We start from the raw sequence: 19784 nt of genomic DNA, 5'->3' as shown, positions 1-19784 counted from the left end.
TAATAGTGAATCATGCTGTTTTCTGGCGCTATGTTTGGTGGAAAAACTAAGAGTTTCAGGAAACGTGTTTCCCTACACCTTCCAACGACATAATTTTCGTCGCTGGGGTGAGTCACTACATTGCGCTAACAGCATAAAATCTATTTATTCATAGAGGGTCTCCTCCTGTTTGCCAAGCTAAACATGTTGTGGTGGATTTGCAGGTCATCAATTGCAGCCATAGATCCGGACTTTGCCGAGGTGATGTGAAACACCACTGTCCCTGATGGAATACGCAGATGGAGACCTCTATCAACAAAGCGCTCTTTGAAACTGTAAGTAAAATTGTGTAATTGCCTGTTTTTGATCTGTTCACTCCAACAAGGGAGACAGGCAAATTATGGATGAGAAGAAACTTAACGTACTGGCCGCAGAACTGGCGAAGGGCCTTAAAACCGAAGCCGATCTTAATCAGTTTTCCCGTATGCTGACGAAGCTAACCGTCGAAACAGCGCTTAATGCTGAACTGACGGGACACCTCGGGATCAAGCAAAACGCCCCAAAATCAGGCTCGAATACCTGCAACGACGATTCATCCAAAACGCTGTTGTGCGGCGATGGTGAGATTGAACTGAGTACGCTGCGTGACCGTGAAAATACCTTCGCCCCCAGCTGATTAAGAAGCGTCAGACCCGTGTGACGAAGATGGACAACCAGATTTTATCTCTTTACGCCAAGGGAATGGCGACGCGTTAAATCGTCGCTGAAGTTGTAGATGCTGGATCCCCGGGGGAACGATAATGCCAAATTTATTGACAAAGCTATCTATATGGACTGTTTTTTTGCGGAGGTCGAGATACGGGGTTTTCCGGTACGGCGCGACGGTGTGCGCAGCGCCATGCCGACGGCGCAGGTCCTGAAGCTTTGGAGGACGCTGCGTCCGGGCCGCATGGTGGTGTGTAAGGGCGTCTCTGGCGAAATCCACCGAATCTTTCACCGTTACAGCCCGTGGGTTGATCCGCTGTCGCTGGATGAGACCTACCTGGACGTCAGCGACTGCCCTTTGCACCAAGGCTCAGCCATGCTGATGACCTGGCAGATCTGCGCCGATATCACCGCCAAACGCCCGTGCAGCCATGGCGTGGGTCAGTACCCGTATCACCCGATACAGCAACGACAGCATCAGCAGTCCGGCGCACAGACCATGGAGGAGGTGGTCTGGGCGCCGTTGCTGGGGTAACTGGCCCCTGGTGGGCGTAGTCCGAAAACATAGCCACAATGTCGTCAAAGATAAAGGCCAGCCAGGTCGATGAGCGCATCAGCAGCGCGAAGATCCCCGCGACGACCATCGCCCGCGTTCATCGTATTTAGGCCTTATACAGGTTATAGCCTAGCCGTGCGGCGACATCCGCCACCATTTTTTGTCCGCGGACGCTGTTACCCGCCTCATCCAGCGGCGGAGAAAAGGCCGCAATGCCCATCACCCCGGGCACCACGGCCAGGATCCCGCCGCCGACCCCGCTCTTGCCCGGCAGACCGACGCGGTAGGCCCAGTCGCCGGATCGCCCGTACAGCCCCTCCATGGTCATCTCCGCCAGGATATACGGCACGTTGTCGGTCTGCAGCACCCGCCGCCCGCTGCGTGGATTGACGCCGCCCGCCGCCAGCGTGGCGCCCAGCGTCGCCAGCTCAACGGTATCAATGAGCGTGGAGCACTGACGGGTATACACATCGCAGGCCTCCATCGGATCGCAATACATGGCACCGGCCGAATAGAGTAGCCAGGCGATGGCGCGATTATGAAAGTTGGTGGTCTGTTCCGACTGGTTTACCTCGTCCGACAGCACCACCGCCTCGCCTGCCAGCTGCTGCTGGATAGCCAAGATGCGCTGCCAGCGCTGCTCGCGATCGTCGGCCTTAATCAGGCTGACTGAAGCCATGGCACCCGCGTTAACCAGCGGTGACAGCGGCTTACCGCCGTGCAGCTCCAGCGCCATCACCGAGTTGAACGGCAGACCGGTCGGGTCGGCGCCGATCTTTTCCTGTACCGCGTCGGGCCCCACGTCCTCCATCGCCAGCGCCAGGGTACATACCTTGGAGATCGACTCCAGGGCAAAACGGTAGCCGCTGTCACCGGCGCAATATACTGTACCTTCGCGTGTGACCACCGCCACCGCCGCCAGCTGGCTCGGCACGCTGGCCAGATAGGGAATGTAGTCGGCATTCTTACCGCCGGACAATGTGCCGTACTGACGGTACGCCTGATCGACGGCCTGTTGTAAACATTGTGCATCTAAAGTCATACAGATAGCCCTCTTTGTGAACGGAGTGGGCAGAGTCTGGGCTCTGCCCTGATGTGTCATAAGACGATCCTTTATCGTCGGGGATTAGGGGTGTGCCAGCGGTGGTTTACCCATGTTATTCGAGGTGCGCTGGGCACGAGTCTGGGCAACCACGATACTGGTATGGGTTGCCGATTCGGTCGGGATCCCAGGATGACCGCCTTCCGCTTGCCAGGTGAACGGTGCAAAGTCGGTGTTTTCATCACGCCAGTGTGGCTTACGTATGGCATAGATACCGAAAGGCACCAGGCAGAAGAACAGTGACAGGCCGATCAGGATACAGACATACTCCGTCGGGCTGCCTACCGCGATCTGGCTTGGCGGGATGAAGCTGAAAATGAAGGCCAAGATCGACCCTACCAGGCCGGCACCGCCGATAATCCACATACCGATTGGGCCCCCAGGAATACGATAGGGACGCGGGCGGTTAGGCTGGCTGTAGCGCAGATAAATGGCTGCACAGAACATCAGGATGTACATGGTCAGGTACAGGATCACCGTCAGCTGGCTGAGGATCTGATAAGTTGCCTGCACCGATGGCAGGATAACGAACAGGATCGACAGAATGGTGACGATCACCGCCTGCAGCAGCAGGATATGGGTCGCCATGCCATTCTGGTTAGTGTGCTGCCACCAGTGCGGCAGATATCCCGCCTTGGCCACCTCCAGCAGACCGGAGCTGGGGCCACCGACCCAGGTGACCACCCCCGCCAGCACACCGATGGCCAGCGCGCAGGCCATCACCGGACCAAGCCACTCTACGTGCGCCCATCTGAACATATCGTCAAAGGCCACCAGCAGACTCTGGGTTAGGTTGATATCGGACTGCGGAATGATAAAGGCGATGGCCAGGGTACCGAAGACAAAGATTACCACGGTACCCAGCGCTGCCAGCATGATGGCGATCGGGTAGTTACGCTGTGGATTCTCCACATCCTTGACGTGAATGGCGTTCATCTCCATCCCGGCGTAAAACAGGAAAATACTGGCTGCCAGCACCACGTTATTAAAGTTGGTGAAGTCGGGTATCACCTGATTCCAGCTCAGGGTGATCTGCGGCGTGCCGCCACCGATCAGATAGGCAAAGCCAAGTACGATCAGGATCGCCGCCGGGATGATGGTACCGATGATCCCGCCCCACTTGGAGACTTTGGCAAAGGTATTCACCCCTTTGAATGCGATAAAGGTCGCCAGCCAGTAGATACAGAGCACGATCGGCAGGATGAAGAAGCGGTTAGCCGATAACGCCTGGTCCCAGCTTTGGTGAGGGCCGATAAAGGCCAGGGAAACGGCGCCGAAGGTCAGTGCGGTTGGGAACCACACCGTGACCTCTGTCCATAGCATAAACGTGGCCAGGAACGCCCAGTGTGGCCCAAAGGCCTCGCCGACCCAGCGGAACACCCCACCCTTCTCCGGCCAACCGGTGGCCAGTTCTGCCGCCACCAGCGATACGGGGATCAGGAAGAAGATCGCCGCAAACAGATAGTAGAAAATCGAGCTTAAGCCATATTCCGCCTCTGCCGGCAGCCCGCGCAGGCTGACCACGGCGACGATATTCATGATCGCCAGGGTCATAATACTCAGCTTTTTCACCGGGGAGGTGGTCGTTTTTGTAGCCATGATAGTCATTCCTTACGTCAAGGGTGGACAGGCGCCTCAGGAATGTTTGAAGCTGTTCTGATTGGCGATATGTGCCGCTGCCGGATGGGCCTTGAGATAGGCCAGTGCCGCGCGAAAGTCGTCCATCAACAGCTGGGCAAAGTCCATTTCAAATCCGCGGCGGCACATGATGCGCATCACCACCACATCGGACATTTCACCGCTCAACGCAAAGGCCGGAACCTGCCAGCCGCGCAGGCGCAGGCGCTCAGAGAGATCGTACAGGCTATAGCCCAGCTCCTTGCCGGCCGGAATGCGGAAGCACACCGCCGGGATACCCTGCTGCGGATCGCCGTTGCAGATAAACTCATAGGGCTCCAGCCTGGCGATCTCCGCCGCCAGGAACTGCGCCACCTGATAGCTGGCGGTATGCACCTTGGCGTAGCCCTCGCGCCCCAGACGCAGGAACTCATAGTACTGTGCGATAACCTGACCCGCGGGACGGGAGAAGTTAATGGCAAAGGTACCGACCTGTCCGCCCAGATAGTCCACCTTAAAGATCAGATCGTCCGGCAGGGAGGCGGCGTCACGCCATACCACCCAGCCGCAGCCGAGTGGTGCCAGGCCGAACTTATGGCCGGATGCGCTGATGGATTTGACCCGCGGCAGACGGAAGTCCCAGACGATATCCGGGGCGCAGAACGGTGCCAGGAAGCCCCCACTGGCAGCATCGATGTGCATGTCGATATCCAGTCCGGTACGCGCCTGCAGATCGTCCAGTGCCTTGTGCAGCACGTCAGGCATCTCGTAGTTGCCGGTGTAGGTGACGCCAAAGGTCGGCACGACGCCGATGGTGTTCTCATCGCAGGCGGCGATCATCCGCTCCGGATCCATAAACAGCTTGCCGGGCGCCATCGGGATCTCGCGTAGTTCGATATCCCAGTAGCGGGCGAACTTATGCCAGCAGACCTGCACCGGCCCGCACACCATATTGGGTTTATCCACCGGTTTCCCCTGCGCCAGACGTTTGGCGCGCCAGCGCCACTTCATCGCCATGCCGCCCAGCATACAGGCCTCGGAAGAGCCGATAGTATTGGTACCGACAGCCTGTCCGTCCGCCGGATGCGGCGCATGCCACAGATCGGCCACCATGTTGACGCAGCGCAGATCGATTGCGGCAGACTGCGGATACTCCTCTTTATCGATCCAGTTTTTATTGATCGAAATATCCATCAGGCGATGTACATAATCGTCATCCCAGGTCTGGCAAAACGTCGCCAGGTTTTGCCGGGCATTACCGTCTAAAAGCAGCTCATCGTTAATAACTTGAAAAGCAATATCTTCGCGCATTTCTTCCAGCGGGAAATAGTGCGCCTCGGCTGCAGAACGGATCGCTTCAGAGCCAAACCGGGAATCTAAGAGCTTTCCATGAATATCATGACCTTTTTTCATTATCTCTCTCCAAACAGTTATTAACTGTATGCTGATTACAAGACCGATATAGGATGGTGAGATGGATGACATTTCTCATCATCGATTCCTATTTAAGTGAACGCTAAATTTAATAGGCTACTCATATCATCATTGATGGAGAGGGTGAGACGCTATCTCGCTCGACTGTTTTTATCTGTCACTGATGCCAAAGATAGGCTTCGGACGAGAAGTACTTATATTATTGCAGCGATAAAATGTCTTTTGAAATAGCGCCTTACTCATCTCTTATCAATCAACACCTTCAGTCTAACATCAAAGTTTAATTTGGCTGAAAACAAATAATGTAATTATGGTAAATATCCAATCATGATGTATTTACGGCTAATCTGTTTGTCTTTCCATGAGATTTTTCTGCCGTGTTTGATGTTATATGATAGTCATCCCAATCATTATGTAGGGTTGTTTTTATGCAAATCCTATACCTAATTATTTAATCGACTTCGCTTGCTGATTTCTAATGAAATAGAATTAAAAAAAGATAAAGACTGTGAAATGATTATTTGTCATGCGTGATATTTTCTAACGACTGAATTAAACATATAAATATCCTATGGGAAAAATCACAGTGTAATGAAAATTTACTCTCATTATAATTTACGACCGTGCAGGAAAAAATGGATTAAGTGATAGTTTATTTCTGAGCGATGTGCGGCTGAGTTGAATTATTGCACATGGCGCTGTATGTTTACACAGTGCTCTGGTGGGGTAGGACGATCAAATGCGTAAGATCATTCACATCGATATGGACTGTTTTTTTGCGGCGGTCGAGATGCGGGATTTTCCGGCGCTACGCGAAGTGCCGCTGGCCATCGGCGGCAGCAGCGAGCGGCGTGGCGTGATCAGCACCGCCAACTATGCGGCTCGGCGCTACGGTGTGCGCAGCGCCATGCCGACGGCGCAGGCCCTGAAGCTGTGCCCCCATCTGACGCTGCGTCCGGGGCGCATGGCGGTATATAAGGGCGTCTCTGGCGAAATCCACCGAATCTTTCACCGTTACACCCCGTTGGTTGAGCCGCTGTCGCTGGATGAGGCCTATCTGGACGTCAGCGACTGCCCGCTGCACCACGGCTCGGCCACGCTGATAGCCCGGCAGATCCGTGCCGATATCGCCGCCGAGCTGCGGCTGACGGCCTCGGCCGGCGTCGCTCCGCTGAAGTTTCTGGCGAAAATCGCCTCGGATATCAATAAACCCAACGGCCAATATGTGCTCCCGCCTGAGCTGGTCGATGCTTTTGTCCAGGCCTTGCCGCTGGCGAAGATCCCCGGCGTGGGGAAGGTGACCGCCGCGCGTTTGGCCGAACTCGGGCTACATACCTGCGCCGACGTGCGTGCCTACGATTTGGTCACGCTGTTGCGCCGCTTTGGCAAGTTTGGCCGCGTGCTGTGGGAGCGGAGTCTGGGGCGTGATGAGCGCGGGATCAATCCTGCCCGGCAGCGTAAATCGGTTGGCGTGGAGAAGACGCTGGCGCAGGACATCGACGACTGGGATGTATGCCGCCAGATGATAGAGCAGCTGTATCCCGAGCTGGAGCGGCGTCTGGCCCGGGTTCAGCCGGATCTGCGCATTGCCCGCCAGGGGGTAAAACTCAAGTTTGCCGACTTTCAGCTGACCACGCAGGAGCACGTTCATTCCTATCTGGATCGGGACGATCTGCTGGTGGTGGCGCGGCAGGTGTGGGAGACGCGCCGCGCCGGGCGCGGTGTGCGTTTGGTGGGGCTGCATGTGATGTTGCCCGACCCCGGGCTAGAGAAGCAGCTGTCACTGGATATTCTTTGAGCCTGGCACGGCTTTATCGCCGTTCTTGCGGGCGCTTCAAACTTTTATGACACCATTGCTTTTATAATTCCTGCGGTTGACCCTAAAGGAATATAAGTAATGGATATTATTGAACGTTTTATTAGTTACACCCAAATTAATACCACCACTGATCGTGAAAAAGGAGCCCGGGGTATCATGCCATCGTCACCGGGCCAACTGATGCTGGCGCAGCGTCTGGGAGAGGAGCTGCGTGCGCTTGGCCTGCAGGAGGTGCAGGTCAGGGAGAATGCCATCGTCACCGCAATGCTGCCGGCTAACTGCGATCGACCGCTGCCGACGGTGGCCTTTTTTGCCCACCTGGATACCAGAGCCGAGCAGAGCGCTGATACCCATGCCCAGGTGTTGCCTTACCACGGCGGCGATCTGTGCCTGAACGTCGGGCGGCAGATCTTTTTGCGCCAGAGTGCGTTTCCCGAGCTGGCCGATTACGTTGGCGATGATCTGATCGTAACCGACGGCACCAGCCTGTTGGGGGCGGACGACAAGGCGGCCATCGCCGCCATTATGCATGCCCTGCAGCACCTGCAGGCCAACCCGCAGATTGTCCACGGCCCGGTCAAGGTGGGCTTTGTTCCGGACGAAGAGCAGGGGCTGCGCGGCGCCAAGGCGTTTGATACCGATGCCTTTGGCGCCGACTTTGCCTATACCCTGGACTGCTGCGGCATCGGCGAACTGGTGTATGAAAACTGGAACGCCGGCGATGTCGAGGTGATCTTTACCGGCGCCTCGGCGCATCCGATGTCGGCCAAGGGCAAGCTGAAGAACTCGCTGCTGATGGCCCATAAGTTTATCGCCATGCTGCCGCCGGGTGAGGCTCCGGAGTACACCGAAGGGCGCGAGGGGTACTACTGGGTGAAGCAGCTGTCGGGCAACAGCGCGCGTACCGTGCTCAAGCTGGATATCCGCGACTTTACCGAAGCAGGCTACCGCCAGCGTATGGCGTTTATCCGCCAGCTGGCGCAGAGCTGTGAGTCGCTGTGGGGTGAGGGGAGCGTAGAGGCTCACCTCTCTGACCGCTATGCCAACGTGGCTAACAGCCTGCAGGGTGCAGCGGGTTTCCCGGTGGAGATCGCCCTGCGCGCCTACCGGCGCTGTGGTATTACCCCGCGCCCGGTGCCGATGCGCGGCGGCTATGATGGCGCGGTGCTGTCGCAGAAGGGGTTACCCTGTCCCAACCTTTTTACCGGTGCGCATAACTTTCACTCCATCTATGAGTATCTGCCGGTGAAATCCCTGCGGGCGGCCAGCGACGTGGTGGTCGCGGTGATCGCTGAAACCCATATCCACTTCAGCGCAGAGGAGACGGCATGATCCAGGTGATTATCGCGCTGCTGGTAATCGTGGCGGTGGCCCGCCTGATCCTGCGCGGCTATAAGGCAGAGCCGGTGCTGCTGGTGGCCGGTCTGCTGCTGATGTTCTGTACCCAGCTGGCAGGTTGGGGCAGCGTGTTGCCTAAAGGGGTGGCCACGACCGGGATCGCGCTGCTTGATCCCTTTGAGGTGATGCGCGATCTGTTCAGCACCCGGGCGGCGGATCTGGGGCTGATGATCATGGCGCTGATGGGATTTGCCCACTATATGGATCATATCGGCGCCAATGAGGCGGTGGTGCGGGTGGTGACCCGCCCGCTGCGCCGCCTGCAGTCGCCCTATACCCTGCTGTTCTTCTCTTACCTGCTGGCCAGCCTGCTGCAGCTGGCCATTCCGTCAGCCACCGGCCTGGCGGTATTGCTGATGGGTACCATGTTCCCCATCATGCTGGGGCTAGGGCTGTCCGCCGCGTCGGCAGCGGGGGTGATCGCGACGTCGCTCGGGGTAGCCTATACCCCGACGGCGATCGATGCTATCCGCGGCGCCAAGGCCGTTGATATGGATGTGGTGGAGTATGTGTTGTACCACCAGGGGCCTGCGGCGCTGGCGACAGTGCTGGTGGTGGGGGTCTGCCATGTTTTCTGGCAGCGTCACTGCGATCGGCGCGCCGGTACGCTGCCGCAGGCGGCGGTACAGCAGCAGGAGGATACGCCCGCGCGCTCCCCTGCCTTTTATGCGCTGCTGCCGATGCTGCCGATTCTGATGGCGGTCGGCTCCTCCAAGCTGTTTGTCAGCGGGATCAACCTGAATATCGTCACCATCGTGATGATTGCCATGGCTCTCTGCATGCTGATCGAGCTGCTGCGTCTGCGCGACTTCAAGTCGGTATGCGACGGGTTCAGCCACTTTCTGAAAGGGATGGGGCAGGCGTTTACCGGCGTGGTCGGACTGTTGGTGGCCGCCGGGGTCTTTGCGCATGGCATCAAGGTGATCGGTGCCATCGACCAGCTGATCCTGCTGGCCGAACACGTCGGGCTGCCCCCCTTCGCCATGGCCATTGTCTTTGCGCTGGTGACCTTCGCCGCCGCGATTATCATGGGATCGGGCAATGCGCCTTTCCTGGCCTTTGTGGAGTTGATCCCGCAGATCGCCAGCAGCATGGGGGCCAATGCGGTGGCGATGATCCTGCCGATGCAGCAGGCCTCCCATATGGGGCGCGCGCTGTCGCCGGTATCCGGGGTAGTGATCGCCGTTTCCAGCGGTGCCAGACTCTCGCCCTTTGAGGTAGTGCGGCGGACTTCGGTGCCGCTGATCGTGGGATTTATCTTCCATACGGCGCTGATCGGCCTGTTCTACTGAGTATTGGCGTGACGCGTTAGACGTCGGAACGGGTGTAAAGGTAAGGCCGCAGGGTTAAGACTGCGGCCTCTTTTTTATCTGCCGTAAAGCAGACTACACTGAGATTATCCGTGAGCAAGGAGGAGAGAGCCGATGACAGGGTGGCCAGTGCTGTGCGCCGTTCCCCTGGCGTTGTGGTTGGCGTCCTGCGGCTCGCCGAACCCGCCGCGCGGCGTCGAGCCGATTAGGGGATTCGATGTCGCGCGTTATCTGGGCACCTGGTATGAGGTTGCCCGTCTGGAGAACCGCTTTGAACGTGGGCTGGTGCAGGTGAGTGCCCACTATGCCTTACGCGGGGATGGCGGTATCAGCGTACTCAACCGCGGTTACGATGTTCAACGCCGACGCTGGCGCCAGAGTCAGGGCAAAGCCTACTTTATCGCCTCTCCGGCGATGGCGGCGCTGAAGGTCTCCTTCTTTGGGCCATTTTATGGCGGCTACCATGTGATAGCGCTGGACGATGACTACCGATATGCGCTGGTCTGCGGATCGAATCGCCGCTACCTGTGGATCCTGTCGCGAACGCCGGCGCTCCCGCCCGCAGTAAGGCAGGCGTATATCCGCCGGGCGGGCGCGCTCGGGTTTGCGGTTGAGCAGTTGCGGTGGGTCGATGGGGAGACAAAAAAATCCGCGCGCCCGGGGGCGTGCGGATAGGATAGCGTTGCTGCGCCGCCAGCCGCGCGGCGCCTGTCAGTGCGGGATCAGGCTTTTTCCGGGATCGCCTTCAGCAGGGCGGTCAGCAGCTGCCAGTAGCGGCCAACGCTCGGGATATTGACCTGCTCATCCGGTGAGTGCGGCCCGGTGATGGTAGGCCCAATGGAGACCATATCCATCAGCGGATAGGGTTTCTTGAACAGACCGCACTCCAGACCGGCGTGGATCACCATGATGTTCGGCAGGGTGCTGAACAGCTTATGGTAGGTGTCGCGCACCAGGTGCATCACCGGGGAGCTGGCGTCCGGCTCCCAGCCGGGGTAGCTGCCCTTGGCCTCTACGCGGGCACCGGCCAGTGCGCCCAGCGAGGTCAGCTGGCTTACCACGGCGTCTTTACCGCTTTCGTTCAGGGAGCGGATCAGGCAGATAACCTGCGCCTCGCTCTCCGCCGTGGTGACCACGCCCAGGTTAAGGGAAGTTTCCACCACGCCCTTGACCTCGTCGCTCATGCGGATAACCCCGTTCGGTGTGCTGTTAAGCAGCGCGATAAAGCGGGACTGGCTGGCGGCGTCCAGCGGCAGCTGCTCGCTTTGCGCCGCGTCGACTGTGACGCATGGGCTCTTCTCCACGGCGCCCAGGTCGTGTGCGACTTTCGACTGGAAGTGCTGCGCCAGCGTCTGCAGACGATCGAGGTTTGCTGACGGTAATGCCAGGGTGGCAAAGGCTTCGCGCGGAATGGCGTTACGCAGGGTGCCACCGTTGATGTCCAGCACCCGGGCGCCCAGCTCGTCGGTGTGACCGGCCAGGAAGCGCCCCAGCAGCTTGTTGGCGTTGCCCAGCCCCAGATGGATTTCGCCGCCGGAGTGGCCGCCTTTCAGCCCTTTGATACTGAGACGAACTACGCTCAGACCGGCCGGCATCGCCTCACGCTGCAGTGTCAGGCTGGTGATCACGTCGATACCGCCGGCGCAGCCCATGTAGACCTCGCCTTCTTCTTCAGAGTCGGTGTTGATCAGGACTTCGGCCTGAAGCCAGTTGGGCTGCAGGCCGAAGGCGCCGTCCATGCCGACCTCTTCAGTCATGGTCAGCAACACCTCCAGCGGGCCGTGAACCACGCTGTCATCGGCCAGCACCGCCAGCGCAGAGGCCATGCCGATGCCGTTATCGGCACCCAGGGTGGTGCCACGTGCTTTCACCCAGTCGCCATCGATATAGGCCTGAATGGGATCGCGGGTAAAATCGTGGTTGGTGTCGTTATTCTTCTGAGGAACCATGTCCAGGTGCGCCTGCAGCACCACCGGAATGCGTTTTTCCATGCCGCGGCTGGCCGGTTTACGCAGCAGAATGTTGCCTACAGCGTCGCGCTCGGCGTGGATCCCTTTCTGGCTGGCCCACGCCATGAGGTGGGCGGCCAGCGCTTCTTCGTGATAGGAGGGATGCGGAATGGCGCAGATATCGGCAAAAATCTGCCACAGCGGCTGTGGCGACAGTTGAGATACTTCAGACACGTTAAGTCTCCTGATATACGGTCGTGCTGTGAGAGTGCATGCCCGGGTGGGTATCATGCGATCATACGCGGGCGTAATAGATTGCGCACCGCCGCTGGCCGCAGATAATATGCGAGGCACAGCTGAATTTTCAGAGAATACCACCATATTGCCCCGCTGGGGCAGGCTTTGACGTCAATTTACCCCCAAGAGGCCGGCTTTGGCACCTATTGGGTAGACCAGCAGGGATGAGAGTGGTGATGGCGGGCGGCGCAAAGGTGCATCGCAGCATAATTAGCGCGAGCGCGGCGGCGCTTTGGCATCACGGGACTGGTTTTTATCGTGGCGGGTCACTATAATCTCGCGCAACCTTTTTTCCCCTCCGACTAATTTATAAGCCATTTAACAGACTGTTATCACTGGCTGGGATATGTTTTATGAGCGAAAAATACGTTGTGACCTGGGACGTGCTGCAGATGCATACGCGTAAACTGGCTGCCCGCCTGCTGCCCGCCGAACGCTGGACCGGGATCATCGCGGTAAGCCGCGGCGGTCTGGTCCCCGCGGCCATTCTGGCGCGTGAACTGGGTATCCGTCACGTGGATACCGTCTGTATCTCCAGCTATGACCATGACAACCAGCGTGAGCTCAGGGTGCTGAAGTGCGCCGAGGGCGACGGTGAAGGGTTTATCGTGGTAGACGATTTGGTCGACACCGGCGGCACTGCCCAGGCCATTCGTGATATGTACCCCAAGGCACACTTCGTGACCATTTTCGCTAAACCGGCCGGCCGTCCGCTGGTGGACGACTACGTAGTCGATATTCCGCAGAATACCTGGATCGAGCAGCCGTGGGATATGGGCGTCAGCTTCGTTGAGCCGCTGAGCGGCCGTTAATTTGTCTGCGGTTTTCCCAACAGCGCCCGGCATTATGCCGGGCGCTGTTGTTTCTGGCGTGCGCCTTGCATTGCCAATTCTCCCCCGGCTCGGCATGATAAATGGCGTTGCCGCACCGCCTATAATGACAGGGCTGCCCGGCAGCTTCAGTCAGCAATCTGTCTATGGAGGCCCTCGTTCCGCTATGAGCGAAATCAATCAACCCCGCGCCAACCTGTCGGAAACGCTGTTTAAACCGCGTTTTAAACACCGCGAAACATCCACGCTGGTCAATCGCGTCTCCGGCGCAGCTCTCCCCGGCATTAACAGTGCGCTGGATGGCCGTTCGCAGGCAAACTGGTATCGCATTATTAACCGGGTGATGTGGGCCTGGCGCGGTGCCGATCCGCTGGAGGTCGAAATGGTGCTGGCGCGCATTGCCGCCAGCGAGGCCGAGCGCAGCGACGAGCGGCTGCTGGATACCGTGGTGGGCTACCGCAGCGGTAACTGGATCTATGAGTGGTCTCACCAGGCGATGGTGTGGCAGCAGCGCGCCCAGCAGGAGCCGCAGGAGCCGCGCGCCGGAGAGATGTGGCTGCAGGCGGCCAATCTGTACAGCATTGCCGCCTACCCACACCTGAAAGGGGACGATCTGGCCGAGCAGGCCGAGGCACTGGCCAACCGGGCCTACGGCGAGGCCGCCCGCCTGCTGAGATATGAGCTGCGGGAGCTGAGCTTCAGCGTGCCCGGCGGCAAGGCGATTACCGGGTTTCTGCACCTACCGGACGGCGGTGGGGCGGGGCCCTATCCCACCGTGCTGCTGTGCGGCGGCCTCGATATGCTGCAGAGCGACGGTCACCGCCTGTTCCGCGATTATCTGGCGCCGGCCGGAATGGCCATGCTGACCATCGATATGCCGTCGGTAGGCCTCTCATCTCACTATACTCTGTCGCAGGACTCCAGCCGTCTGCACCAGGCGGTGCTGCAGCAGATGGCCGATCTGCCCTGGGTCGACAGTACGCGGATCTCGGCGCTGGGCTTCCGCTTTGGCGCCAATGTGGCGGTACGCCTGGCCTACCTGGAGCCGCACCGCCTGCGCGCTGTCGCCTGTCTGGGGCCGGTGGTGCACCATCTGCTGTGCGACGGCAACCTTCATCAGCGGGTGCCGCCGATGTATATCGACGTGCTGGCCAGCCGTCTGGGCATGGCGTCGGTGTCTGATGTCGCGCTGCTGACAGAGCTGCGTTGCTATTCGCTGAAGACCCAGGGGCTGCTGGGGCGCCGCTGTCCAACGCCGATGCTGGCGGCCTATTGGGAGCGCGATCCGTTCTGTCCACGCCAGGAGGCGCAGCTGATCGCCAACTCCTCCGCGCAGGGGGAGCTGCTGGCGGTCTCCTCATCACCGCTGTACCAGGGGTTCGATCGTGCGCTACGTCAGATTTGTGAATGGTTCAAGAAGTACTCATATTAATTTAATTGCTTAATTTGGCGGTTTTGTTAAAAGAGGGTAACCGTAATAAGGAGATTGCTTAATGACTTTACCCCAAGATTACTCAAAAGGACGATTGATCAAAAAATTCATGGCGTTGGGACCTTACCTGCGTGCAGAGCAGTGTGCGGACAACCGGTTTTTCTTTGACTGCCTGGCCGTGTGCGTCAACGTCAAGCCGGACCCGGAGAAGCGTGAGTTCTGGGGCTGGTGGTTGGATCTGCAGGCCGAGGGCGAGCGTTTTCACTACCGCTATGCGCTGGGGCTATACGATAAGGCCGGGCGCTGGCAGACGCTGGAGATCGCCGATCGGCAGGTGAGCGAGCGCCTGCTGCAGACCCTGACCACCTTCCACGGCAATCTGCAGCGCCTGCTGGATACCCTTTCGATGTCGCTGCACCCCGCCGACGACGACTCCCTGCGGCTGAGCCGCGCCGAACGCTGATTTGGATCATACGCAACGCCTTTTCGTCGGCTTTGCGTATGCTTTTACCCCCCGCCTGTTGGCATAATGGGCTACGCCTGATAAAAATGCAGGCGGGGCGAGGCGGCGCCGCGGGCGCCGCCGTCTCCACGTTAGCGTGCCGGGAACCACGGTTCCTCTCTTTATTCTGTGAAAAGACAACGGTTATAGAACATGACGAGTGGCAGTCAGACCCTGGTGGTAAAGCTGGGCACCAGCGTGTTGACCGGTGGCTCCCGCCGCCTCAACCGCGCCCATATCGTAGAATTGGTCCGGCAGTGTGCCCAGCAGCACGCCGCGGGACACCGTATTGTGATCGTGACCTCCGGGGCGATCGCCGCCGGGCGCGAGCACCTGGGCTACCCGGATCTGCCGGCGACCATCGCCTCTAAGCAGCTGCTGGCGGCGGTGGGGCAGAGCAGCCTGATCCAGCTGTGGCAGCAGCTGTTCGCCATCTACGGCATCCATATTGGTCAGGTGCTGCTGACCCGCGCCGATATGGAGGATCGCGAACGCTTCCTCAACGCCCGCGATACCCTGCACGCCCTGATGGACAACCGTATCATTCCGGTGATCAACGAAAACGACGCGGTCGCCACGGCGGAGATCAAGGTGGGTGACAACGACAATCTGTCGGCGCTGGCGGCGATCCTGGCCGGGGCCAACAAACTGCTGCTGCTGACCGATCAGGCCGGGCTGTTTACCGCCGATCCGCGCCATAACCCGGCGGCAGAGCTGATCCGTGAAGTGACCGGTATCGACGATGCGCTGCGCGGCATCGCCGGCGACAGCGTCTCCGGGCTGGGCACCGGCGGTATGACCACCAAGCTGCAGGCCGCCGACGTGGCCTGCCGCGCCGGGATTGAGGTGGTTATCGCCGCGGGCAGCCGTCCCGGCGTGATCGGCGAGGTTATCGACGGTATCTCCGTCGGCACCCGCTTTCACCCCCTGCAGACGCCGCTGGAAAACCGCAAGCGCTGGATCTTTGGCGCCCCGCCGGCCGGTGAAATCGTGGTGGACGACGGCGCGCTGGAGGCGATCGTCACCCGCGGCAGCTCGCTGTTGCCCAAGGGGATCCGCGAAGTGAGCGGTGACTTTTCCCGCGGTGAGGTGGTGCGCATCCGCACGCTGGACGGGCGCGATCTGGCGCACGGCGTCTCCCGCTACAACAGCGATGCGCTGCGCATGATTGCCGGCCACCATTCGCTGCAAATCAGTGCGATCCTCGGCTATGAATATGGCCCGGTAGCCGTACATCGTGACGATATGATCGTCAGCTAAGGAGCCATCATGCTGGAAGAGATGGGTAAGGCCGCCAAACGGGCCTCATATCAGCTGGCGCTGCTGAGCAGCGCCCAGAAAAACCGGGCGCTGGCGCTGATCGCCGATTGCCTGCAGCAGGATAGCGCGGCCATTTTACAGGCCAACGCGGAGGACGTCGCCCAGGCGCGCGCGGACGGCCTGAGCGAGGCGATGCTGGATCGTCTGCTGCTGACCGAATCCCGCCTGGCGGCGATCGCCGCCGACGTCCGCCAGGTATGCAGTCTGCACGATCCGGTCGGTGAGATCATTGATGGCCGCCAGCTGGACAGCGGCCTGAGGCTGCAGCGCCGCCGCGTCCCCCTGGGGGTGATCGGGGTTATCTATGAGGCGCGCCCCAACGTCACGGTGGATGTCGCCTCGCTGTGCCTGAAGACCGGTAACGCAGTGATCCTGCGCGGCGGCAAAGAGACCTGGCGCACCAACCGAGCGACGGTGGCGGCGATCCGCCGGGCGCTGGAGCTGGCCTGCCTGCCGCAGGACGCGGTGCAGGTGATCGAGAGCCCGGATCGGGCGTTGGTCAGCGAGCTGCTGCGCCTGGATCGCTATGTCGACATGCTGATCCCGCGCGGCGGCGCCGGGCTGCACCGCCTGTGCCGCGAGCAGGCGACGATCCCGGTGATCACCGGCGGCATCGGCGTCTGCCATATCTATGTCGATCGCGGCATGGAGATCGACGCGGCGCTGACGATCATCACCAACGCCAAGACCCAGCGTCCCAGCACCTGCAATACGGTAGAGACGCTGTTGGTCAACGCCGCCATCGCGCCCGCCTTTATGCCGGCGCTCAGCGCGCAGATGAAGCGCGCCGGCGTGACTCTGCACGCCTGTCCGCGCGCGCTGCCGCTGCTGCAGGACGGCCCGGCGACGACGGTTGCGCTGGATCCGCAAGCGCTGGACGATGAGTGGCTATCGCTGGATCTCAGCGTGGTGCTGGTGGACGATCTCGATGATGCCATCGACCATATCCGCCTCCACGGCACCCAGCACTCGGACGCCATCCTGACGCGTGACATGCGCGCGGCCGAACGCTTTGTGAATAGCGTGGATTCGGCGGCGGTGTACGTCAACGCCAGCACCCGTTTCACCGACGGCGGCCAGTTTGGCCTGGGGGCGGAGGTCGCGGTGAGCACCCAGAAGCTGCATGCGCGCGGCCCGATGGGGCTGGAGGCGCTGACCACCTACAAATGGATTGGCTACGGCGACGATCTGGTGCGCGCCTGATCGCGTTGCAACGGCTCCCTCTATTGGTGAGCCGTTGCATTAACTTCAGCCTATCAATGTGGGCTCGATCAATCGGCCACTTTCACTAACAGCTTGCCGAAGTTGTTGCCCGAGAGTAGCCCCTGTAACGCGGTTACGGCCTGTTCTAGCCCCTCGATAACATCCTCCCGATACTGGATCTGGCCTTGAGCTAGCCACAGGCTCATCTGTTGATAGAAGGCCGCATAATGCTGACCGAAGTCTTGGCCGATGATAAACCCGCGGACTAACAGCCGTTTTCTCAAGATGGTACCCATCAGCATCGGTAAGCGATCGTCGAGATTATCGCTCGTCACACTATTGTATTGGCTGATCAGGCCACAGAGCGGCACGCGAGCCAGGGTGTTGAGTAACGGAAGCACCGCATCGAAGACGGCACCGCCGACATTCTCATAGTAAACGTCGATCCCGTTCGGACAGGCCGCACGCAGCTGGGCGGGGAAGTCGGGCGCGCGGTGATCGATGCAGGCCGCCAGACCGAGGGTATCGCACACGTAGCGACACTTCTCCGCCCCCCCGGCGATCCCGACGGCTCGGGCTCCGCGTAGATGAGCCACTTGGCCAACGACCGAGCCGACTGCGCCGCTCGCGGCGGAAACCACCACCGTCTCACCGGGCTGTGGATCGCCGATGGCGGTCAGCCCCATATAGCCGGTGAATCCCGGCATTCCCAGCACGCCGAGTAGCCAGGTTGGGTGCGACATCCCCGCAGGGACCTTCTGCAAGCCGCCGCCATCGGAGAGGGCATAATCTTGCCAGCCGCTTTGCGCCAGTACCCACTCCCCAGCCTGATAGTCGGGGTGGTGTGAGCACTCGACCCGACATAGGGTGTGGCCGACCATCACGTCACCCAGGTGCATGGCGGGAGTATAGGAGGGGCCATCGTTCATCCGTCCCCGGATATACGGGTCGATAGAGAGGTAGAGGGTACGCAGCAATAGCTGCCCCTGGCCGGGGTGCGGGATGGCAGCCTGCTGTAACTGGATGTCCTGCTCCGTCGGCATTCCACAGGGTCGCTGGCGTAGCACGAGACGCCGATTCGTCGTTCCTGTCTGTGTCATCATTTGCTCCTTTGTTGCCGTGTTGTAGGGGCTAACAGGGACAGCCTAGAGCAAAATCGAGTAGGGCAAAGTGACGGCGTTGACGCTATCTCGGCCCATAGCATAAACGGTGTATTGTCGAGTAAATAACCATTTGTTTTGCCAGCTCTTGACGCTCCTTTGGTTTTTCACTATGGTATCTCCCGCATTTCGGGCAACACGCCCAACTCCCTCAGTGCCGATATAGCTCAGTTGGTAGAGCAGCGCATTCGTAATGCGAAGGTCGTAGGTTCGACTCCTATTATCGGCACCATATAAATCAAGTGGTTAGCAATGTGTGCATGGCTGGCCATTTTTATTTAATGCTTCATACCCCTCCTCATACCCCTCTTTTGAGATGAGCTAGTCTTCAGCATAGGGCGGACTTGCTTGCGTCAAATTGATACCATGGCTCCCCATGAGACACAGGATTTACCTAGGGATGTAAAGTCATGCGATTCTTAGCCATGTTTGGAGTACTTTTTGGCATATATATGCCTGATGCCACCGCTGATTGCTGGGTCGTAACCAATTTAAGTGGCTACGGTGCAAGAGCAAGTGATAATTATGATTTTGATAAGGATCAAATTACGAACGGTGTGTTTCATGTATCAATTTATGGAAAGGATGGAAATGTTACCAGCGTCGGGAAAAGTGTTATGGCTGGAGAGTTACTTTATATGTCCATATCAAGTAACACTTTAATCGGGCTATATAGCGATGAGCGTTTGACCATGCTTGAAACATGGTCAATAACCCACAATAAAAAGGTACTTTACACAAAAGTAATAAATTCAATAGATAATAAATGGTCTGCGTCTCGCTCGATGACTGGTGATGTGGTCGGGCTGTGTGAGATAAAATTAATTCAATATAAATGAAATTTTCATTTTTATATAGGGAGGGATAATGGGAAAGGTAAAGGCTCTAGCTTTAACATTAGTTTTTTCTATGTGTCATCACTAGTGTCTGGTTATGGTGTAAATTACTCAACCGTTATTACGGGTGAGGATTTTTTAACCTATAAATGCGTCTGGGCTAAAGGGGTATTTAAGAAAGAGTATTTCTATGCAGAAAATGGTTTCTTAGGGAGACGAGCATGCTCTTTTATAAATAACTAACTTAGGTTTATTACTGGTTAATAAGGTGGTCATAGTATGAGTTTTTTTGAATGGGCTGCATTAATTGGTGGCGCTGGCGTTATCTGGCATGG

The 19784-nt window shown here is 58.7% G+C and carries 16 protein-coding genes, 1 tRNA gene and 1 pseudogene; 13 read left to right on the top strand and 5 right to left on the bottom strand.

Going from position 1 to position 19784, the window contains the following annotated elements:
- Positions 1–379: 379 nt before the first annotated feature.
- Positions 380–732: pseudogene (locus EIEH_RS13780) on the top strand (transposase); the annotation flags it as partial.
- Positions 733–808: 76 nt separating this feature from the next.
- On the top strand, positions 809–1219 hold the full coding sequence (locus EIEH_RS13775; RefSeq protein WP_165798050.1) for a Y-family DNA polymerase: 411 nt from the start codon (positions 809–811) through the stop codon (positions 1217–1219).
- 127 nt (positions 1220–1346) lie between these two features.
- Here the strand turns inward: EIEH_RS13775 and glsA are convergent, their stop codons facing one another.
- The 3 genes from glsA to gad form a co-directional block, all read right to left on the bottom strand.
- The gene (gene glsA / locus EIEH_RS13770; protein ID WP_015870305.1) at positions 1347–2282 is read right to left on the bottom strand and encodes a glutaminase A; all 936 of its coding nucleotides are present in this window, start codon (positions 2280–2282) and stop codon (positions 1347–1349) included.
- A gap of 84 nt (positions 2283–2366) precedes the next feature.
- Complete coding sequence (gadC, locus tag EIEH_RS13765) at positions 2367–3941, bottom strand: glutamine/gamma-aminobutyrate antiporter GadC (protein ID WP_015870306.1); 1575 nt, start codon at positions 3939–3941, stop codon at positions 2367–2369.
- A 36-nt stretch (positions 3942–3977) separates the two neighbouring features.
- Positions 3978–5372 (bottom strand): glutamate decarboxylase, encoded by a 1395-nt coding sequence (gene gad, locus EIEH_RS13760; RefSeq protein WP_015870307.1) that lies wholly within the window; start codon positions 5370–5372, stop codon positions 3978–3980.
- Positions 5373–6132: 760 nt separating this feature from the next.
- Here gad and dinB point away from each other — a divergent pair.
- From dinB to EIEH_RS13740, 4 genes are all read left to right on the top strand, one after another.
- Positions 6133–7191, top strand: a complete 1059-nt coding sequence (gene dinB / locus EIEH_RS13755; RefSeq protein WP_015870308.1) for a DNA polymerase IV — start codon at positions 6133–6135, stop codon at positions 7189–7191.
- A gap of 99 nt (positions 7192–7290) precedes the next feature.
- Complete coding sequence (gene pepT, locus EIEH_RS13750; protein ID WP_035609983.1) at positions 7291–8544, top strand: peptidase T; 1254 nt, start codon at positions 7291–7293, stop codon at positions 8542–8544.
- Complete coding sequence (gene dcuC, locus EIEH_RS13745) at positions 8541–9902, top strand: C4-dicarboxylate transporter DcuC (RefSeq protein WP_015870310.1); 1362 nt, start codon at positions 8541–8543, stop codon at positions 9900–9902. The genes pepT and dcuC overlap by 4 nt, the downstream gene beginning before the upstream one ends.
- Before the next feature lie 132 nt (positions 9903–10034).
- A complete protein-coding gene (locus EIEH_RS13740) occupies positions 10035–10595 on the top strand; it encodes a lipocalin family protein (RefSeq protein ID WP_015870311.1) in 561 nt (186 codons plus the stop codon).
- A 47-nt stretch (positions 10596–10642) separates the two neighbouring features.
- Here EIEH_RS13740 and pepD read toward each other — a convergent pair whose 3' ends face one another.
- Entirely contained in the window at positions 10643–12103 is a 1461-nt protein-coding gene (gene pepD, locus EIEH_RS13735) for a beta-Ala-His dipeptidase (protein WP_015870312.1), read from the bottom strand.
- A gap of 416 nt (positions 12104–12519) precedes the next feature.
- Here pepD and gpt point away from each other — a divergent pair, with 416 nt between their 5' ends.
- From gpt to proA, 5 genes are all read left to right on the top strand, one after another.
- Entirely contained in the window at positions 12520–12978 is a 459-nt protein-coding gene (gene gpt / locus EIEH_RS13730) for a xanthine phosphoribosyltransferase (RefSeq protein ID WP_015870313.1), read from the top strand.
- Positions 12979–13162: 184 nt separating this feature from the next.
- Positions 13163–14428 carry an esterase FrsA gene (frsA, locus tag EIEH_RS13725; RefSeq protein WP_015870314.1) on the top strand — a complete coding sequence of 422 codons (1266 nt, stop codon included), beginning with the start codon at positions 13163–13165 and terminating at the stop codon, positions 14426–14428.
- 61 nt (positions 14429–14489) lie between these two features.
- The gene (gene crl / locus EIEH_RS13720; RefSeq protein WP_015870315.1) at positions 14490–14891 is read left to right on the top strand and encodes a sigma factor-binding protein Crl; all 402 of its coding nucleotides are present in this window, start codon (positions 14490–14492) and stop codon (positions 14889–14891) included.
- A gap of 192 nt (positions 14892–15083) precedes the next feature.
- Positions 15084–16190, top strand: coding sequence for a glutamate 5-kinase (gene proB / locus EIEH_RS13715; protein WP_015870316.1), 1107 nt, complete (start codon positions 15084–15086; stop codon positions 16188–16190).
- Positions 16191–16199: 9 nt separating this feature from the next.
- Positions 16200–17453, top strand: a complete 1254-nt coding sequence (gene proA, locus EIEH_RS13710) for a glutamate-5-semialdehyde dehydrogenase (RefSeq protein ID WP_015870317.1) — start codon at positions 16200–16202, stop codon at positions 17451–17453.
- A gap of 68 nt (positions 17454–17521) precedes the next feature.
- On the opposite strand, the gene EIEH_RS13705 is transcribed toward proA, so the two are convergent.
- Positions 17522–18553 carry an NADP-dependent oxidoreductase gene (locus tag EIEH_RS13705; RefSeq protein WP_035609979.1) on the bottom strand — a complete coding sequence of 344 codons (1032 nt, stop codon included), beginning with the start codon at positions 18551–18553 and terminating at the stop codon, positions 17522–17524.
- Positions 18554–18769: 216 nt separating this feature from the next.
- Between EIEH_RS13705 and EIEH_RS13700 the strand changes: the two genes are divergently transcribed.
- Both EIEH_RS13700 and EIEH_RS17950 read left to right on the top strand, forming a co-directional pair.
- A tRNA-Thr gene (locus tag EIEH_RS13700) sits at positions 18770–18845 on the top strand.
- A 178-nt stretch (positions 18846–19023) separates the two neighbouring features.
- Positions 19024–19452 (top strand): hypothetical protein, encoded by a 429-nt coding sequence (locus EIEH_RS17950; RefSeq protein WP_015870319.1) that lies wholly within the window; start codon positions 19024–19026, stop codon positions 19450–19452.
- Positions 19453–19784 lie beyond the last annotated feature (332 nt).

The organism is Edwardsiella ictaluri ATCC 33202 (genome assembly GCF_000264785.1).
GTDB lineage: Bacteria > Pseudomonadota > Gammaproteobacteria > Enterobacterales > Enterobacteriaceae > Edwardsiella > Edwardsiella ictaluri.
Note: the sequence above shows the minus strand (reverse complement) of the source record. Positions and strands in the feature narration are given on the sequence as shown.